13 protein-coding genes and 1 pseudogene are annotated in these 17,502 nt (G+C 61.4%); all 14 read right to left on the bottom strand.

The window, feature by feature from the left end:
* Window positions 1–152: 152 nt before the first annotated feature.
* The 14 genes and pseudogenes from C4J83_RS01875 to hutH all read right to left on the bottom strand — a co-directional run bounded on the left by C4J83_RS01875 (window position 153) and on the right by hutH (window position 17,487).
* Window positions 153–887, bottom strand: coding sequence for an amino acid ABC transporter ATP-binding protein (locus tag C4J83_RS01875; protein WP_106577504.1), 735 nt, complete (start codon window positions 885–887; stop codon window positions 153–155).
* Window positions 880–1,839, bottom strand: a complete 960-nt coding sequence (locus tag C4J83_RS01870) for an amino acid ABC transporter permease (protein ID WP_124416223.1) — start codon at window positions 1,837–1,839, stop codon at window positions 880–882. The genes C4J83_RS01875 and C4J83_RS01870 overlap by 8 nt, the downstream gene beginning before the upstream one ends.
* Before the next feature lie 123 nt (window positions 1,840–1,962).
* On the bottom strand, window positions 1,963–2,760 hold the full coding sequence (locus tag C4J83_RS01865) for a transporter substrate-binding domain-containing protein (RefSeq protein ID WP_106577502.1): 798 nt from the start codon (window positions 2,758–2,760) through the stop codon (window positions 1,963–1,965).
* 220 nt (window positions 2,761–2,980) lie between these two features.
* On the bottom strand, window positions 2,981–3,781 hold the full coding sequence (locus C4J83_RS01860) for a transporter substrate-binding domain-containing protein (protein WP_124416222.1): 801 nt from the start codon (window positions 3,779–3,781) through the stop codon (window positions 2,981–2,983).
* Between the two features lie 149 nt (window positions 3,782–3,930).
* Window positions 3,931–6,539 (bottom strand): annotated as a pseudogene (gene mdoH, locus C4J83_RS01855) (glucans biosynthesis glucosyltransferase MdoH).
* Entirely contained in the window at window positions 6,532–8,316 is a 1,785-nt protein-coding gene (locus C4J83_RS01850; protein ID WP_124416221.1) for a glucan biosynthesis protein G, read from the bottom strand. The pseudogene mdoH and the gene C4J83_RS01850 overlap by 8 nt, the downstream one beginning before the upstream one ends.
* A 267-nt stretch (window positions 8,317–8,583) precedes the next feature.
* Window positions 8,584–9,021: a D-aminoacyl-tRNA deacylase gene (gene dtd, locus C4J83_RS01845; RefSeq protein ID WP_124416220.1), complete on the bottom strand. Its 438-nt coding sequence runs from the start codon at window positions 9,019–9,021 to the stop codon at window positions 8,584–8,586.
* A complete protein-coding gene (pip, locus tag C4J83_RS01840; RefSeq protein ID WP_119738084.1) occupies window positions 9,018–9,989 on the bottom strand; it encodes a prolyl aminopeptidase in 972 nt (323 codons plus the stop codon). Before pip ends, dtd begins: the two co-directional genes overlap by 4 nt.
* 104 nt (window positions 9,990–10,093) lie before the next feature.
* The gene (locus tag C4J83_RS01835) at window positions 10,094–11,035 is read right to left on the bottom strand and encodes an alpha/beta hydrolase (RefSeq protein WP_124416219.1); all 942 of its coding nucleotides are present in this window, start codon (window positions 11,033–11,035) and stop codon (window positions 10,094–10,096) included.
* Between the two features lie 154 nt (window positions 11,036–11,189).
* A complete protein-coding gene (locus C4J83_RS01830) occupies window positions 11,190–12,137 on the bottom strand; it encodes a choline ABC transporter substrate-binding protein (protein WP_124416218.1) in 948 nt (315 codons plus the stop codon).
* Between the two features lie 243 nt (window positions 12,138–12,380).
* A complete protein-coding gene (gene hutG / locus C4J83_RS01825) occupies window positions 12,381–13,181 on the bottom strand; it encodes an N-formylglutamate deformylase (protein WP_124416217.1) in 801 nt (266 codons plus the stop codon).
* A gap of 11 nt (window positions 13,182–13,192) precedes the next feature.
* Entirely contained in the window at window positions 13,193–14,398 is a 1,206-nt protein-coding gene (gene hutI / locus C4J83_RS01820) for an imidazolonepropionase (protein WP_124416216.1), read from the bottom strand.
* Between the two features lie 15 nt (window positions 14,399–14,413).
* Window positions 14,414–15,823, bottom strand: a complete 1,410-nt coding sequence (locus C4J83_RS01815) for an amino acid permease (RefSeq protein ID WP_119738095.1) — start codon at window positions 15,821–15,823, stop codon at window positions 14,414–14,416.
* A gap of 125 nt (window positions 15,824–15,948) precedes the next feature.
* Window positions 15,949–17,487 carry a histidine ammonia-lyase gene (gene hutH, locus C4J83_RS01810; protein WP_124416215.1) on the bottom strand — a complete coding sequence of 513 codons (1,539 nt, stop codon included), beginning with the start codon at window positions 17,485–17,487 and terminating at the stop codon, window positions 15,949–15,951.
* Between the last annotated feature and the right edge of the window lie 15 nt (window positions 17,488–17,502).

Below are 17,502 nucleotides of genomic sequence, written 5' to 3'. Positions count from 1 at the left end.
GCGTTTCAGCGCGTTGGCGCTGAACCGCTTGCAGGCACCGCACAATGCAGTGCCGGAGCAAATCAATCGCAGTGTGATGAGGGTGCGGTGCGTGTCGCCACGCACTGCGGCGGCCGGTGCTCAGTTGACCTCGTCGGGCCCGGCCGTGAGGTTTACAGGACCTGGCGCAGGAAGGCCTGGGCCCGCGGGTCTTTCGGCGCGTCAAAGAACGCAGCAGGGGACGCGTCTTCCAGCAATTTGCCATGATCGAAAAACAGCACACGGTCGGCCACTTCGCGGGCAAAACCCATTTCGTGGGTGACGCAGACCATGGTCATGCCTTCCAGGGCGAGGGTCTTCATCACGTCCAGCACTTCACCGACCATTTCCGGGTCCAGCGCCGAAGTGGGCTCGTCAAACAGCATGACCTTGGGTTCCATTGCCAACGCTCGGGCGATGGCCACACGCTGTTGCTGTCCACCAGACAAACGTGACGGAAACTCGTTGGCCTTTTGCGCAATACCGACCTTTTCGAGCAGCGCCAGCGCCTTGGCCTCGCGCTCTTGTTTGCCGCGCTTGCGCACGACTTTTTGCGCCAGGCACAGGTTTTCCAGCACGGTCATGTGCGGGAACAAGTTGAAATGCTGGAACACCATGCCAACTTCGCGGCGGTAGGCGTTCACGTCGGTTTTCGGGTCAGCCAGTTGCAAGCCGTCAATGCTGACGGAGCCCGAGTCAAATGCTTCCAACCCATTCAGGCAACGCAGGAAGGTGGATTTGCCGGAACCCGACGGGCCGATCACCACCAGCACTTCGCCCTTGGCGACGTGAGTGGTGACGTGGTCCACCGCGCGCACCACGTGACCACGGGTGTCGAAGACTTTTACCAGATCGCGGACTTCAATCACTTTGCGCGAGCCTCCGCTCAAGCCGGCTGGCCATTTTTGACAGCGGCAGGTTGATCAGCAGGTACAGGCCTGCCACACAGAACAGGATTTCAAACGGCGAGAACGAGGTGGTGATCACTTCGCGACCACTTTTGAGCAGCTCGGTAATCGCGATTACCGACACCAGCGACGTGTCCTTGACCAGGCTGATAAATTGCCCGGCCAAAGGCGGCAGCACGCGTTTGAACGCTTGCGGCAATACCACATGGCGCATCGACTGGCTGGCACTGAGGCCCAGCGAACGCGCGGCTTCATTCTGGCCACGGGTGATCGACTGCACACCGGCGCGCACGATTTCCGCCACATAAGCGCCAGTGAACAGCGACAGTGCCGCGATCCCGGCAAACTCCCGCGACAGGTTGAGCACCGTGCCGATGAAGAAATAGAAAATGAATATCTGCACCAACAGCGGCGTCCCGCGCACCAGCTCGACGTAGATAGTCGACAGGTCGCGCAAGGTCGGGTTATTGGACAGACGGCACAGGCCGGTTGCCAAGCCGATCGCCAGGCCGAGAATGCCGGACACCACCGAGAGCCACAATGTGGTCCACAGGCCCCACATCAACGGCCCCAGCGCCCAATACCGGTTCACGCCCACCACGTCGCCTTCGGCGACATCATCGCCACGCGACACTTGCAGGCTGTTGTCGGCTACGGTGAGCTTTTGCTCGGTGCCGGCGTCGTTGCGCAGGGTCACTTCAGCGACGCCGCCTTTGCGCACCAGTTCCACCACGGTGGAAATGTCGGCGGCGCGCTGGGACGTTTCGGCTTGATAGGCGAAGTACTGCGGCACGCGGTTCCAGCGCCACTCGTAAGACATCAGCGAAGTGGCGTAGTACAACGCGCCAGCCAGGCCAACCAGCACGACCACGGTCAGCAGGTGCCAAGGCCATTGGGCTTTTTTCTGTTTCATTTCACTTTCCGAAGATGTATCGCCTGGCATGCCGTCATCGCGGGCAAGCCCGCTCCCACAAGGGAACGCATTTCAACTGTGGGAGCGGGCTTGCCTGCGATGAAGTCGACTGGGTGTCAGCCCTTATTCCATGTCCTTGAGCCACTCGGCGCTCTTGAACCACTTGTCATGGATGCGATCGTAGGTGCCGTCGTTGCGGATCTGGTGCAGGAAGTTATTGATGTAGTTGAGGCTGTCGTAATCGCCTTTTTTCAGGCCAAACGCCAACGGCTCGAACGTGAAGGGTTCTTCCAGGAACACCAATTTGCCGTTGCCGACCTTTTTCTCGGCAACCACGTTGTACGGCGCGTCATACACAAAGGCATCTGCCTTGCCGTTGACCACGTCGAGCACGCCTTCCTGCTCGTTGTCGTAGCCGTGGTACTTGGCTTTGGAGATCAGCTTTTTGGCGACCATCTCGCCGGTGGTGCCCAGCTTGGAGGTCAGGCGGTATTTCTCATCGTTGAGGTCTTTGTAGGTCTTGATGGTGCCTTCCAGGTCCTTGCGAATCAGCAGCGTCTGGCCGACCACGATGAAAGGTTCGCTGAAATTGAGTCGCAGGTTGCGCTCTTGAGTCAGGGTCATGCCGCTGCCGATCATGTCGAACTTGCCGGTCAGGAAGGCCGGGATGATGCCGTCGTAACCGGTCGACACCAGCTCCAGTTTGACGCCCATCGATTTAGCCATTGCCTTGAGGATGTCGACTTCAAAGCCGATGATTTCACCGCGCTTGTCTGTCATTTCGAACGGCATGTAGGTCGGGTCCATGCCGACTTTCAGCGTGCCGCGCTTGACCGCATCATCGATGGCGCCAGCGTGAGCCGCAGTGGCCGCGACCAGCGCGGTGACGCCGAGCATCAGCATCGAAAGATACTTTTTCATCATCAAGTCCCCTGAACGGTTCTTATAAAGTCGGCGCGCAAAAGGGCTGCACCAATTCGGGGTGCGATCCTACCCCACTCGCTGCCCGTCACAAAGGTTTCGCGGGTAAATGTTCCCTGCGTATGTCGGAAAAGCCCCACAACGGTGCAGCGACGCGCTGGGTTAGACAGGTTCAGCGGGCGAGCGCGGCAACGTCTTGATAGATAAGTGGTTATGACGATCAGTCGATCTCGGCCATCCAGGCGGTGTCCTTGAACCACTTGTCGTGCAGGCGATCGTAGGTCCCGTCCTGGGCCACCTGGCTGAGGAAGTGGTTGATCCAATTGAGGCTGTCGTAATCACCCTTTTTCAACCCGAACGCCAGAGGCTCAAAGGTAAACGGCTGTTCAAGTGCCAACAGTGTGCGGTTTTCCGGCCGGGCCATTGCGATCAGGTTGTAGGGCGCGTCATGAATGAAGGCATCGGCCTTACCCTCCACCACCTGCCGCACGCCCTCTTGCGCGGTGGCGAAACTGCTCAATCGGGCCGCCCCGAGCAAACGTCGCGCCGCTGCCTCTCCGGTCGTACCTGCCGTGGCGGCGATCCGGTAACCCGCCTCATCCAGGTCTTCGATACTGGAAATTTTGCCGGCCAGGCTCGGATGCAGCAGCGCGGTTTGGCCAACCACGATGAAGGAGTCGCTGAAATTCAGCTTCAGATTGCGCTCTTGCGTGACCGTCATGCCGCTGCCGATCAGATCGAACTTCTTCGCCATCAATCCCGGTACCAGGTCGGCATAGGGCATCGTGACCAATTCAAGTTGGACGCCCAGGGCATGGCTCATGGCCTGGAGCAAGTCGATCTCGAAGCCAACGATGCGCCCCTGCTTGTCCTTCATCTCGAAGGGCACATAGGCGGGCGTGGTACCGACTTTGAGCACGCCACGGCGCACGGCGTCATCCAGGGCGCCGGCACTCAACAGGCCCGCGTACACCCATGCGACAGCGCCTGCCAGCCACGCCCAACAATAGCTCTTGCTCATGATTCCCCCTGTGACCTCGTCAATTCGAGGGGGCGATGCTAACCCAGCCACAGGCACGGCAATACGTCGCGAACAAAGGACTTTTGTTTCGAAATAACGAGGCGTTAGTGCTTAGAGGAAGAAGCGCGAAACGCTGTAGGACCAGCGCTTCAAACGCCCCCGAGGTGGGCCCTCGGGGGCGTATGAATCAGGCCGGTTGAGCCTGGGACGACAGCGGTTGCAGCGGCAGCAAAGGCGCGTGCGGGTCTGCCTTGATCGATGCACGCCAGGCGTCCAGCCACTCGGCGTGGCCTTCGCTCCAGACTTGCTGGTGCAGACGAGCCAGGGCGACCGGATCGCTGAGCAGCGCCACGCGTTCGCCGTTGTTGAGGCCGGCAGGGCCGACTTTCAATGCGTGGCGGACACGCTCCTGACGCAGATGCTCGATCGGCTCCGCTTCACGGTGACGCGAGGTCGCCAGGGCGCAGGCCAGCGCATTCTGCTGCGGGTCGACGACCGAACGCACAAACCCGTCGTTCAGCGCGTGCCAACGATTTTCGTGGGTGTACTTCTCGGTCGACAGCAAGGCTTGCGGCGGATTGTATTCCTCAGGGATCAGGAACAGGCTCTCGTCGCGGGACTTGAGGCCCAGTTTCACGCGGCTGGAAATCACCGACACCGGAATCGACAGCATCAGCGAGCCGACAATCGGGATCAGCCACCACAGGAAGCTTGGGTTCAGCCACACCACCAACAACGCCCAGAGGAAGCCGAGCAATGTTTGCGGGCCGTGACGCTTGACCGCCTCGCTCCACGGCGTGGAGTCGTCGTCACGCTGCGGCGAGTTCCAGGTCGCAGCCCAGCCGAGGAACGCGGCGAGCACGAAACGGGTGTGGAAGATCATCCGCACCGGCGCCAGCAGCATCGAGAACAGCATCTCCAGCAGCATCGACAAGGTCACCTTGAACTTGCCGCCGAACTCTTTCGCGCCCTTGGCCCAGATCAGGATGATGCTCAGCAGTTTGGGCAGGAACAACAGCACGATGGTGGTGGAGAACAGCGCCACCGCCTTGTCCGGATGCCATTGCGGCCACAGCGGGTACAACTGGCGTGGTGCCATGAAGTACTGCGGCTCCATCAGGGTGTTCACCGCCAGCAACGCCGTCGACAGCACCAGGAAGAAGAACCACAACGGCGCCGACAGGTACGACATCACGCCGGTCAGGAACACCGCGCGGTGCACCGGGTGCATGCCTTTTACCAGGAACAGGCGGAAGTTCATCAGGTTACCGTGACACCAGCGACGGTCACGCTTGAGTTCGTCCAGCAGGTTCGGCGGCAGTTCTTCGTAGCTGCCCGGCAAGTCGTAGGCAATCCACACGCCCCAGCCGGCACGGCGCATCAGCGCTGCTTCAACGAAGTCGTGAGAGAGGATCGCACCGGCAAACGCGCCTTTACCCGGCAACGGCGCCAGGGCGCAGTGCTCGATAAACGGCTTCATGCGGATGATCGCGTTGTGGCCCCAGTAGTGGGATTCACCCAACTGCCAGAAGTGCAGGCCGGCGGTAAACAGCGGGCCGTACACACGGGTGGCGAACTGTTGCATGCGCGCATACAGGGTGTCCATGCCCGACGCACGCGGCGCGGTCTGGATAATCCCGGCATCCGGCGTGGCTTCCATCAGGCGCACCAGGCTGGTCAGGCATTCGCCGCTCATCACGCTGTCGGCGTCGAGGACCACCATGTACTTGTAGTCACCGCCCCAGCGACGGCAGAAGTCGTCGAGGTTGCCGCTTTTGCGTTTGACGCGACGGCGACGGCGGCGATAGAAGATCTTGCCGAAACCCCCGGCTTCGCGGCACACGTCAAGCCAGGCTTGCTGTTCGGCGATGCAGATATCGGCTTCGTTACTGTCGCTGAGTACGAAGAAATCGAAACGGTCCAGGTCGCCTGTGGCGGCCACCGACTCGAAGGTGGCGCGCAGACCGGCAAACACCCGCGGCACGTCTTCGTTGCAGATGGGCATCACCAGCGCGGTACGCGCATCCTTCGGGATCGGCTCGTCACCGGCACTCTTACCGGAAATCCGGTATTTATCGTGACCGGTCAGCAGTTCCAGAAAGCCCATCAGCGCGGTCCAGAAACCGGCCGAGACCCAGCAGAACAAGATCCCGAACATGATCAGGATGCTGGTTTGCAGGGCGTAAGGCAGGACTTGGGTCGCGGTTTGCAGCAAGGTCTGGTTGCGCACTTCGTCGAAGTCGACCAGTGACCAGCCCTGGTACGGCATGATGCCTTTCATGTACCAGCCGGCAACGATGGTCTGACCGAGCATCAAAATCAGCAGGATGTAGCGGCGGATCGAACCGACGGTACGCCAGCGCGCGGCCGGCAGTACACGCTCGTCTTTGGGCGGCTTCGGCGGGTTGGTGCGACCGGTCATCCGGCGCCAACCGCGCACCAGAATGTTGGTGCGCCAAGGCTCAGGCACCACTTTGGTCCGACGAATCGGCGGCGTAGCCTTCAGGCAAACCCGGCCACTGGCGTCGAGCGCAAGCATTTCTGCGTCTTGCAGCTCTTCGGCGGTGTTGAGGGTCAGCCGACGGCCGACCGACGCTTGGGCAGCGTCGGCTGGTGCGTCGAAGGTCGCCGACGAAAGCCGCTCATGCAGCTCGCTGAAGGACGTGCAGCCCGCCAGTTCGGCGCGCTGCTCGGCGGTCATCGGGAGGTGCGCCAGGTACTCGGACAGAGTCTCGGGCGTGGCTTGAGAATTACTCATCGGCAGGCAACTGATAGCTCCAGGTTTCGGTCAGGACGTGTTCTGTCTTGGCCGGCTCCGGATTAGAGAGTGGCGTGGCCGGGGCAGCTTCTGGCTGCTTGGCTTCCTTGTCTTTGGCTTCTTTCGCGTCTTTTGCTTCTTTTGCTTCTTTAGCTTCTTTCTTGGCCTGTTTCTCGTGTTGCTTGGCCAGGAGCTTGTCGGCCTTGATCACTTGGGTCGACGCTTTCTCAGGCTCCGGCTGCGGGATCTCCTGGACCAGGGCTGCACGCATTTCAGTCGGTTTGCCTGCGTCCTTGATCTTCATCCGCAGGGTCAAGCGCCAGCCTTTGGTGTGTTCGTTGTAACGCACGCTGTTTTCAACGATTTCGGCATTGTCGCCGACACTCACCTGGCTGCGCACCGCGGCGTCTGCCGGCAGGGCTTTGAGGGACGGGCCCTCGAAGTCAACCAGGTAGGCCACGCTGCCGTCCGGCTGACGGATCAGGTTGGACTGCTTCACGTCACCGGTGGAGCGCAAGGTTTGCTTGACCCAGGCGCTGTCGGCCGGGTGCAGGGCTTTCTCGTCCATGGTCCAGTGCAAGCGGTAGCTGATGTCCAGCGGCTCGCCGACTTTTGGCAGCTCGGCCGGGCTCCAGAACGCAACGATGTTGTCGTTGGTTTCATCGGCGGTAGGAATCTCTACCAAATCGACGGAACCCTTGCCCCAGTCGCCTTCAGGCTCGATCCAGGCGCTTGGGCGCTTGTCGTAGTTGTCGTCCAGGTCTTCGTAGTGGCTGAAGTCGCGGCCGCGTTGCAGCAGGCCGAAACCACGCGGGTTTTCGATGGTGAAGTTGCTGACCGACAGATGTTTAGGGTTGTTCAGAGGGCGCCAGATCCACTCACCGTTGCCGGCATGGATCGACAGACCGCTGGAATCGTGCAGTTCACGACGGTAGTTGAGCACCTTCGACGGCTGGTTCGCGCCAAACAGGAACATGCTGGTCAGCGGGGCAACGCCCAGTTTGCTGACCTTGTCGCGCAGGAACATCTGGGACTTGACGTCGACAACGGTGTCGGTGCCAGGGCGCAGGGTCAGGCGATAGGCGCCGGTGGCGCGTGGGGAGTCCAGCAAGGCGAAAATCACCAACTGCTTTTCACCCGGTTTTGGACGCTCGATCCAGAATTCGGTGAAACGCGGAAACTCTTCACCGGACGGCAATGCAGTGTCGATCGCCATGCCACGGGCCGACAGGCCATACGACTGGCCTTTGCCGACGACGCGGAAGTAGCTGGCGCCGAGCATGGTCATGATTTCGTCTTGCTTGTCAGGCGTGTTGATCGGGTACAGCACACGGAAACCGGCATAACCCAGCTGTTCAGTGGACTTGGGATCGTATTTCACGTCGCCGAAATCGAAACGCGTCGGGTCGTATTTGATTTCCTGAACGGTGTCGGCGGTGACTTCGTTGATTTTCACCGGCGTGTCGAAATGCATGCCCTGGTGATAGAAGGACAGCTTGAACGGCGTGTTTTGATCGGCCCACTCGGCTTTTTCGTTACGGAAACGAATCTTCTGATAGTCGGCGAATTTCATTTCGCGAAATTCGTTCGGCAGATTGCTGCGCGGAGCTTCGTATTTCTGCCCGGCCAGCTCTTTTGCCTTGGCCGACACATCATCCAGACTGAATGCCCACAGTTGACCCGCGCCGAACAGGCAAAACAGGGCGGAGCCCGTCACCAGTGCGTTTCGTAACCGTTTGGCAGACAATTTTGGTGCATTACAGGGACTAACAATCACGAGCAACCCTCGCCGAAAACAGATCAAAAAACCAACGGCCAGCTATCTATATGCCAGGTTGGCGAGCATTGTTCCGACTCCCTTGGGTCAAAATGATTCCCCATTGGTTTGTCGGACAAGTCTCTACCTAAGTCAAAAATGGACCAAACAACGCTGATCCCCGTAGCGCGCGATTATCTAGTAGCCCGCGAAACAACGCATCAGGGACAACGAAGTATTTGTAGCGAAACCCTGCGTTTTTAGGCATTAACGTCGTTTTTAATACATTCATGTCTGTAAGAGGAAGGTCACAGGGCCATCATTGACCAAATGCACCTGCATATCCGCCCCAAAACGCCCTGACGCCACCTTGCCATGCAATTGTTGCGCTTGTAACAGCAAGTGCTCAAAAAGCGTTGCTCCCAGCGCCGGAGGGGCCGCGGTGGAGAAGCTCGGCCGCAGGCCGCTTTTGGTATCCGCCGCCAGGGTGAACTGCGACACCAGCAGCAAACCACCGCCAATGTCCTTCAAGGACAGGTTCATCTTGCCCTCGTCATCACTGAATACCCGGTAGTTAAGCAGCTTGTGTAACAGTTTGTCGGCGCTCTCTGGGGTATCTGAAGGCTCAACGGCGACAAGCACCAGCAAACCCTGGTCAATTGCGCCTACGACCTCGCCCGCCACCTCGACGCGGGCGCCACGCACCCGTTGCAACAGGCCCTTCATGCTTCTTCTGGCGGCAGATCAAGCAGGCGCCGTGCCATTTCGCCGGTTGCACGCACCAACGCATCGGTGATGCCGGGCTCGGACGCGGCATGCCCGGCCTCGCGGATCACCTGCAGCTCACTGTTGGGCCACGCCTGATGCAGCTCCCAGGCATTGTCCAGCGGGCAGATCATATCGTAGCGCCCGTGAATGATTACGCCAGGCAAGTGGGCGATCTTGTGCATATCGCGAATCAGCTGGTTGGGCTCCAGGAAGGAGTTGTTGGTGAAGTAGTGGCACTCGATACGTGCGATCGACAGCGCGCGCTGCGGCTCGGAAAACCGCTCGACATGCTGCGGGCTCGGGCACAGGCCCAGCATGCGGCCTTCCCAGCCGGACCACGCCTTGGCAGCGTGCATCTGGGCGATCTGGTCGTTGCCGGTCAGGCGTTTGTGGTACGCGGCGACCAAGTCGTGACGCTCATCCGCCGGGATCGGTGCCAGGTAGTCCTGCCAGTAATCCGGGAACATGCGGCTCGCGCCTTCCTGGTAAAACCAGTGAATGTCCTGGTCGCGAGCCAGGAAGATTCCGCGCAGGATCAGGCCATGCACGCGCTCGGGATGGGTTTGCGCGTAAGCCAGCGACAGGGTCGAGCCCCAGGAGCCGCCAAACAGCACCCACTTTTCGATGCCCAGGTGCTCGCGAATGCGCTCAAGGTCGGCGACCAGGTCCCAGGTGGTGTTGTTTTCCAGGCTGGCGCGAGGCGTGGAGCGTCCGCAGCCGCGCTGGTCGAAGGTGACAATGCGGTACAGGTTCGGATCAAAGTAGCAGCGGCTCTGGGCGTCGCAGCCGGAGCCTGGGCCACCGTGGATAAAGACGACGGGCAAGCCTTCGGGGGAGCCACTTTCATCGACGTACAGCGTGTGGGTGTCATCGACGGCCAGATCGTGCCGGGCGTAGGGTTTGATCTGCGGGTACCAAGTCTGCATTGCGCGCTCCGTAGGGTGTCGGGTTCATCCCTGAGGGGACGTCTATTATTTTTGCCGTCTGGCATCATAAACCCGAATTGTGCAATGAGCATGTCCTTGAGCACTTAGACCTGTGTCAGCCCTTCGCTCCCCAGACAGCGCCGCACGTACCCCAGCAGATAGTCGTAGAGCTGATCCACCTGCGCCACGTGGCCGCGCGCGCGCAAACAGCCGTGGACCAGGCCTTTGCCGGGGTACAACACAGCCTCCACAGTCGCCGCCCGCAGGCGTTCGGCATACAGCATGCCGTCATCGCGCAGCGGGTCGAACTGGGCCACGGCGATCAGCGCCTTGGGTAAACCGCTGAAGTCCTTGGCCAGCAGTGGCATGGCATAGGCCGAAGGCGTGTCTGCGCCCGGCAAGTAGAGCGCCAGGTAGCAGTCGGTGTCGGCGGTACTGAGCAAGGGCGCATCCCTGCAGTCGCGGCGCGACGGCAGGTCCGCCGCGCCGCCCAAACCTGGGTAAATCAGCACTTGGGCGCGGGGCAGCGGTTGGCCGTCATCGCGCAAACCCAGGCACAACGCCGCGGCCAGATTGCCGCCCGCGCTGTCGCCCATCACCACCAGGCGCTGCAGGTTGATCGCGTGCGGCCCCTGCCCGGCCTGGATGGCCTGCCACACTGCGCGGCAGTCCTGGTACGCCGCCGGGAACGGGTGTTCCGGCGCCAGGCGGTAGTCGATGGCGATCACCAGTACTTCAAGCGTGCTGGCCAGTTCGAAGCAAATGAAGTCATGGGAATCCAGCCCGCCGACCACCCAGCCGCCGCCGTGCATATAAAGGAGGCATGGCCAGCCTTCGGTTGGCGAGGGCGCCGAAGGGAGATAGCTGCGCACGCCGACTGCACCGAGGGCAAAGTCAGAGACTTGCAGCCCTTCTGGCTTCGGCGGGGTGAATGCCTGGCACATGCGGTCGTAGTTGCGGCGTAAACCTGCGAGCGACGAGTCGTCGCTGCTGAAAGATTCGGTTTTAGTGACGAAGGCCGCAAGCTGCGGAGAAATCGGATACATGCGCAAATATCCCTAATCGCTGTAGATCAAGTGCGGGAGCGGGCTTGCCTGCGACAGCGGTGTGTCAGCCACTTGTGTATGACCTGATACACCGCCATCGCGGGCAAGCCCGCTCCCACATTTGCCCTGTGTTGTTTGAGCTACCGTGCCTGGCTTAGGGTTTGAGGCTGGCCTTGACGGCCGCGACGCCATCGCCGCCATCAAACGCTGCTACCCCAGCCAGCCAGCGCTGCAAATCCTCCGGGTGGTCGCGCAACCATTGCTTGGCCACGTCCTGCGGCGATTGGCGCTCCATGATCGGCACCATCAACTGACTTTCCTGCGCGGCGGTGAAGGTCAGATTTTCCAACAGGCGGTTGGCGTTCGGGCAACGCTGGGCGAAATCCGGCGCGGTCACGGTGGACACCGTGGCCCGGCCTTCGTCAGCCCCAAATACATCCTCGCTGCCGGTGAGGTAAGCCATTTTCATGTTGATGTTCATCGGGTGCGGGGTCCAACCGACAAACACGACAAACTCTTTGCGGTTTACCGCACGCTGCACGGCCGCGAGCATGCCCGCTTCACCGGAGGCAACCAGCTTGAAGCCGCCCAGGCCGAAGTGGTTGGTGTCGATCATTTTCTGGATATCGGTATTCGCGCCGCTGCCGGGCTCGATGCCGTAGATCTTGGCGCCCAGCTTGTCCTTGAAGCGCGCAATGTCGGCGAAGGTTTTCAGCCCGGCATCGGCCACGTATTGCGGCACCGCCAGAGTGGCCTGGGCGTCAGACAAGCTGGGCGTATCGAAGACCTTGACCTGCTTGGCGGCCAGGAATGGCGCGATGTTGTTGTCCATCGCCGGTTTCCAGTAGCCGAGGAAAATATCCAGGCGCTTGTCGCGGATGCCGGCAAAAATGATCTGTTGCACAGCGCTGGTCTGTTTGCTGTCGTAGCCCAGGCCATTGAGCAACACGTCGGCCATGCCGGAGGTGGCGACCACGTCAGTCCAACTGACCACGCCCATGCGCACGGTTTTGCAGGAGGCCGGTTCCGCAGCCATGGCGTGCGCACTGAGCAGTGCGGCGCCGGTGAGGGTCAACAGGTAACGGTTGAACAGTCTTTTCATGAAAAGAGGTCTCACTCGGCAGCGTTATTGTGGGAAGTGGCGTCTGACGCGCCCTATCCACAACATTACCCAGCGGGGCTTTGGTGAAAGCGACCTGTGGCGACCGGCAATTGCACTGCGGCGACTGTGAGGCCTCATCGCAGGCAAGCCAGCTCCCACCTTTACACCGCATTCTCATGTTGGAACGCGGCCAAATGTGGGAGCGGGCTTGCTCGCGAAAGCTATTTCAGCAGTACCGAAAGTTTAACGGTAGTGCTTCTGTCCCCAGGCCAACACCCCTTGCAGCAACTGCTTCAATACCACCTGGGTCGGTTCAGCCAAGTCAGGGCGATACCGAAACGGCTCGATCTCTTCCATGTACGTGCTCTGGCACAACTCCAGCTGCACCGCGTGGATGTCTTGCGCCGGGTCGCCGTAATGCCGGGTGATGTGCCCACCCTTGAAGCGCCCGTTGAGCACATGGGTGTACTGCGGATGCGCGGCGCAAATCGCCTCCAGCTGGCTGGCCAGCTCAGGATCACAGGCGGCGCCGTTGAAAGTGCCGAGGTTGAAGTCCGGCAGCTTGCCTTCAAACAGGTGCGGGATCACCGAGCGAATCGAGTGCGCATCAAACAGCAGCGCGTAGCCGAACTCGGCCTTGAGCCGCGCCAGTTCCTCTTGCAGGGCGCGGTGGTACGGCCCCCAAATCTTCTGCAGGTAGGTCGCGCGCTCCTCGGCGGAAGGCTCCAGGCCTTCGCGGAATAACGGCACGCCGTCGAATAGCGTCGCCGGGTACAGCCCGGTAGTGGCGCCGACATACAACGGCTTATCGTCCGATGGCCGGTTCAGGTCGATCACAAACCGTGAGTACTCTGCCGACAAGGTGCTGGCGCCCAGGTCTTCGGCAAAGTCATACAGCGTGGGAATGTGCCAGTCGGTGTCCGGCAGGCTTTGTGCCTCGGGGATCAATCCGGCTTCCACCGCAGGCGTCAGGCGCAGGCCCGCGTGGGGCATGCTGATCAGCAGTGGCACTCGACCTTGTTTGAAGTTCAGAACCTTATCCACAGCAGTGCTCCTTAAACAGTGACATCGACGCCGTGGCGCACGACGCGTTTATCCAGTTCGCCGCCCAGCCAGTAGGCCAGGTCGGCGGGGCGATCAATCTGCCAGGCGACAAAGTCGGCGACCTTGCCCACTTGCAGCGAACCGTGGGTGTCGCCCATGCCCAGCGCGGTAGCCGCGTGTTGCGTGGCGCCGGCCAAAGCTTCTTCCGGAGTCATGCGGAACAGCGTGCAGGCCATGTTCAGCATCAGGCGCACCGACAGCGCCGGCGAGGTGCCTGGGTTGAGGTCGCTGGCGATGGCAATCTTCACGCCGTGCTTGCGCAGCGCATCCATCGGCGGCAGCTGGGTTTCACGCAGGAAGTAGAACGCGCCCGGCAGCAACACGGCGACGGTGCCCGACGCGGCCATGGCGATGGCGTCGTCTTCGGTCATGAATTCCAGATGGTCCGCCGACAGCGCGTGGTAACGCGCGGCCAGGCTTGAGCCATGCAACGAAGAGAGTTGCTCGGCGTGCAGCTTCACCGGCAGGCCAAGCTGCTGGGCGACCTTGAACACACGCTCGACCTGTTCCGGGGAAAACGCCAGGTATTCGCAGAAGGCGTCTACCGCGTCCACCAGCCCTTCGGCTGCCAGGGCCGGCAGCATCTCGTCGCAGATGTGGTCGATGTAATCGTCGGCGCGGTCCTTGTACTCCGGCGGCAACGCATGCGCCGCCAGGCACGTGGCGCGCACGCTGACCGGCAGTGCCTCGCCGAGGCGCCGTGCCACGCGCAACATCTTGCGCTCGTTGACCAGGTCCAGGCCGTAGCCGGATTTGATCTCCACCGTGGTCACGCCGTCACGCAGCAAACTGCGCAGGCGCTTGTGCGCGCTGGCAAACAGTTCATCTTCAGTGGCCGCGCGGGTGGCGCGCACCGTGCTGGCAATACCGCCGCCCTGGGCCGCGATGTCGGCGTAGCTCACGCCTTGAAGGCGCTGCTCGAATTCGCCGCTGCGATTGCCGCCGAACACCGTGTGGGTGTGGCAGTCGATCAGCCCGGGGGTGACCCACGCGCCTTGCAGGTCATGCACCTGGGCGTAATCCGCCGTCGGCGCCTGGCTGCGGGGGCCGATCCACTCGATGAGCGAATGGGCGGTGACCATGGCGGCATCCTCGATGATCGAGTACTTGCCGTCTGCCATGGTTGCGACGTGGCAGTGTTGCCAAAGCGTTTTCATCAACGCCTCCCTAAGTTAACGATGAGACAAAGCCGGGTCGTAATGAACCGTGGCCGCTTGCCCGGCAGCAGGTTTGACCCACAGCAGGTAAGCGACGACGAGCAGCACGATCCACACGGCGCCGACCAGCAAAGCGGCCTGGGTGTCCGGGAAGTAACCCAGCACGCCAAACACGAACAACATGAACACGATGGCCGCTGCGGGCGCATAGGGCCAGAACGGCACCGGGAATTTCAGCTCGGCGACCTGCTCCCTGGTCATCGAGCGGCGCATCGCGACCTGAGTGAACAGAATCATCAGCCACACCCACACCGTGGCAAAGGTGGCAATCGAGGCGATCACCAGAAACACGTTTTCCGGGATCAGGTAATTGAGCACGACGCCGCCGAGCAACGCCGCGCCCATCACCACCACGGTCATCCACGGCACGCCCTGTTTGGACAGCTGGGCAAAGCCCTTGGGCGCCTGCCCCTGCTGGGCCAGGCCGTACATCATGCGGCCGGCGCCAAAGATGTCGCTGTTGATGGCCGAGACGGCCGCCGAGATCACCACGATATTAAGGAGGGTCGCCGCCGAGCCGATGCCGAGGTTGCTGAAGATCTGCACGAACGGGCTGCCCTGGCTGCCGATCTGCGGCCACGGGTAGATCGCCATCAACACAAATAGCGTCAGCACGTAGAACAGCAGGATGCGCAACGGCACCGCGTTGATCGCCTTGGGGATCACGCGTTGCGGGTCTTTGGCTTCACCGGCGGTGATGCCGATGATTTCGATGCCGCCGAACGCAAACATCACCACCGCGAACGAGGCGATCAGGCCGCCAACGCCGTTGGGCATGAAGCCGCCATGGGCCCACAGGTTGCTGATGCCGCTGGCCTGGGTGTCGCCGGCCGAATGGATGCCAAACAGCATGATGCCCAAGCCACCGAGGATCATCGCCACAATGGCGCCGACCTTGAGCAGCGACAGCCAGAACTCCATCTCGCCAAACACTTTGACGTTGCACAGGTTCAGGCCGCCGATTAAAAACACAATGCCGAGCACCCACACCCAGCGTGCGACCTCGGGAAACCAGAAGCCCATGTAGATGCCGAACGCGGTGACGTCGGCGAGGCAGACAATGATCATTTCAAACGCATAGGTCCAGCCGAGGATAAACCCGGCCATTGGGCCCAGGTAGGTGCTGGCGTACTGGCCGAAGGAGCCTGCAACCGGATTGTGCACAGCCATCTCGCCGAGGGCGCGCATCACCATGAATACGGCGGCGCCGCCGATCAGGTAAGCGAGCAGCACGGCGGGGCCGGCCATCTGTATGGCGGAGGCAGAGCCATAGAACAGCCCGGTGCCGATCGCGGAACCGAGTGCCATGAAGCGAATATGTCGGGCGTTCAGCCCGCGTTTCAAACCCTTTTCTTGCTGGTGCATTTCTCTTCCCTAGTTATTGTTATCCCGAGAAAATTCAAAGCTATCGCAACTTAAATGTGGGAGCTGTCGAGCTTTGGCGAGGCTGCGAAGGGGCTCGACAGCTCCCACATTGGACAGCAGCGAGCTTAGAGGCTCGGCAGCAACTTGGCCGGCACCAGCTCGTTCAGGCAGCGGCTGCCGAGCAGTTCGCTGGCGGCATTGATGTCCGGGGCGAAGAAGCGGTCCTTGTCGTAGAAGCCGACTTTGGCGCGCAGGATGCCACGGGCTTGCTCCAGCTTCGGCGAGGTTTTCAGGCCGTCGCGCAGGTCCAGGCCCTGGCACGCGGCCAGCCATTCCACTGCGAGGATGCCACGGGTGTTCTCAGCCATTTCCCACAGGCGTTTGCCCGCAGCCGGGGCCATGGACACGTGGTCTTCCTGGTTCGCCGAGGTCGGCAGGCTATCCACGCTGTGCGGATGGGACAGCGCCTTGTTCTCGCTGGCGAGGGCAGCAGCAGTCACCTGGGCGATCATGAAGCCGGAGTTGACCCCGCCATTGCCCACCAAAAACGGCGGCAATTGCGACATGTGTTTGTCCATCATCAACGAGATACGGCGCTCGCTCAGGGAGCCGATTTCGGCGATGGCCAACGCCATGTTGTCAGCCGCCATGGCCACCGGTTCGGCGTGGAAGTTGCCACCGGAAATCACGTCGCCTTCGGCGGCAAACACCAGCGGGTTATCCGACACGGCGTTGGCTTCTACCACCAGCACGTCGGCGGCCTGGCGGAACTGGGTCAGGCAGGCGCCCATGACTTGTGGCTGGCAGCGCAGGGAGTACGGGTCTTGCACCTTGTCGCAGTTCTGGTGCGACTGGGAGACCTGGCTGCTTTCGCCGAGCAGGTCGCGATAGGCCGCAGCCGAATCGATCTGCCCACGCTGGCCACGCGCGGCGTGAATACGCGCGTCGAACGGCGAGCGCGAGCCGAGCACGGCTTCCACGGTCAGGCCGCCGCACGCCAGTGCAGCGGCGAACAAGTCTTCCCCCTCGAACAGGCCGCGCAGCGCATAGGCGGTGGACACCTGAGTGCCGTTGAGCAGGGCCAGGCCTTCTTTGGCGGCAAGGGTCAACGGCGTCAGGCCGGCGACTTTCAGTGCCTCGGTGGCTTCCAGCCATTCGCCTTTGTAGCGCGCCTTGCCTTCGCCCAGCAGCACCAGCGACATGTGCGCCAACGGCGCCAGATCGCCCGAAGCGCCGACCGAACCTTTGAGTGGGATGTGCGGGTACACCTCGGCGTTGATCAGTGCGATCAGTGCGTCGATCACCTGGCGGCGAATCCCGGAGAAACCGCGGCTCAGGCTGTTGACCTTGAGCACCATGACCAGCCGCACCAGCGCGTCGCTGATCGGCTCACCAACGCCGGCGGCGTGGGACAGCACCAGCGAACGCTGGAGGTTTTCCAGGTCTTCGCTTGCGATGCGGGTCGAGGCCAGCAGGCCGAAACCGGTGTTGATGCCATAGGCGGTGCGATTCTCGGCGAGAATCTGCTCCACGCAGGCAACACTGGCTTCGATCTGCGCCGTGGCGCTGTCATCCAGACTGAGGGTTACCGGCTGCTGGTAGATGGCCCGCAGTTGGGCAAGGCTCAGTTGGCCTGGAATCAGATTTAGCGCAGTCACATTCATGCTCCTTTGAATTGT

It is taken from the genome of Pseudomonas sp. LBUM920 (genome assembly GCF_003852315.1).
In the GTDB taxonomy this organism is placed as follows: Bacteria; Pseudomonadota; Gammaproteobacteria; order Pseudomonadales; family Pseudomonadaceae; genus Aquipseudomonas.
Note: the sequence above shows the minus strand (reverse complement) of the source record. Positions and strands in the feature narration are given on the sequence as shown.

Bases quoted from the DNA above. Each gene is read 5' to 3' on its own strand.
- dtd (WP_124416220.1), bottom strand. From the start codon at position 9,021: ATGAAGGGCCTGTTGCAACGGGTGCGTGGCGCCCGCGTCGAGGTGGCG.
- C4J83_RS01865 (WP_106577502.1), bottom strand. From the start codon at position 2,760: ATGAAAAAGTATCTTTCGATGCTGATGCTCGGCGTCACCGCGCTGGTC.
- C4J83_RS01815 (WP_119738095.1), bottom strand. From the start codon at position 15,823: ATGCACCAGCAAGAAAAGGGTTTGAAACGCGGGCTGAACGCCCGACAT.
- hutI (WP_124416216.1), bottom strand. From the start codon at position 14,398: ATGAAAACGCTTTGGCAACACTGCCACGTCGCAACCATGGCAGACGGC.
- hutH (WP_124416215.1), bottom strand. From the start codon at position 17,487: ATGAATGTGACTGCGCTAAATCTGATTCCAGGCCAACTGAGCCTTGCC.
- C4J83_RS01835 (WP_124416219.1), bottom strand. From the start codon at position 11,035: ATGTATCCGATTTCTCCGCAGCTTGCGGCCTTCGTCACTAAAACCGAA.
- C4J83_RS01830 (WP_124416218.1), bottom strand. From the start codon at position 12,137: ATGAAAAGACTGTTCAACCGTTACCTGTTGACCCTCACCGGCGCCGCA.
- C4J83_RS01870 (WP_124416223.1), bottom strand. From the start codon at position 1,839: ATGAAACAGAAAAAAGCCCAATGGCCTTGGCACCTGCTGACCGTGGTC.
- pip (WP_119738084.1), bottom strand. From the start codon at position 9,989: ATGCAGACTTGGTACCCGCAGATCAAACCCTACGCCCGGCACGATCTG.
- C4J83_RS01860 (WP_124416222.1), bottom strand. From the start codon at position 3,781: ATGAGCAAGAGCTATTGTTGGGCGTGGCTGGCAGGCGCTGTCGCATGG.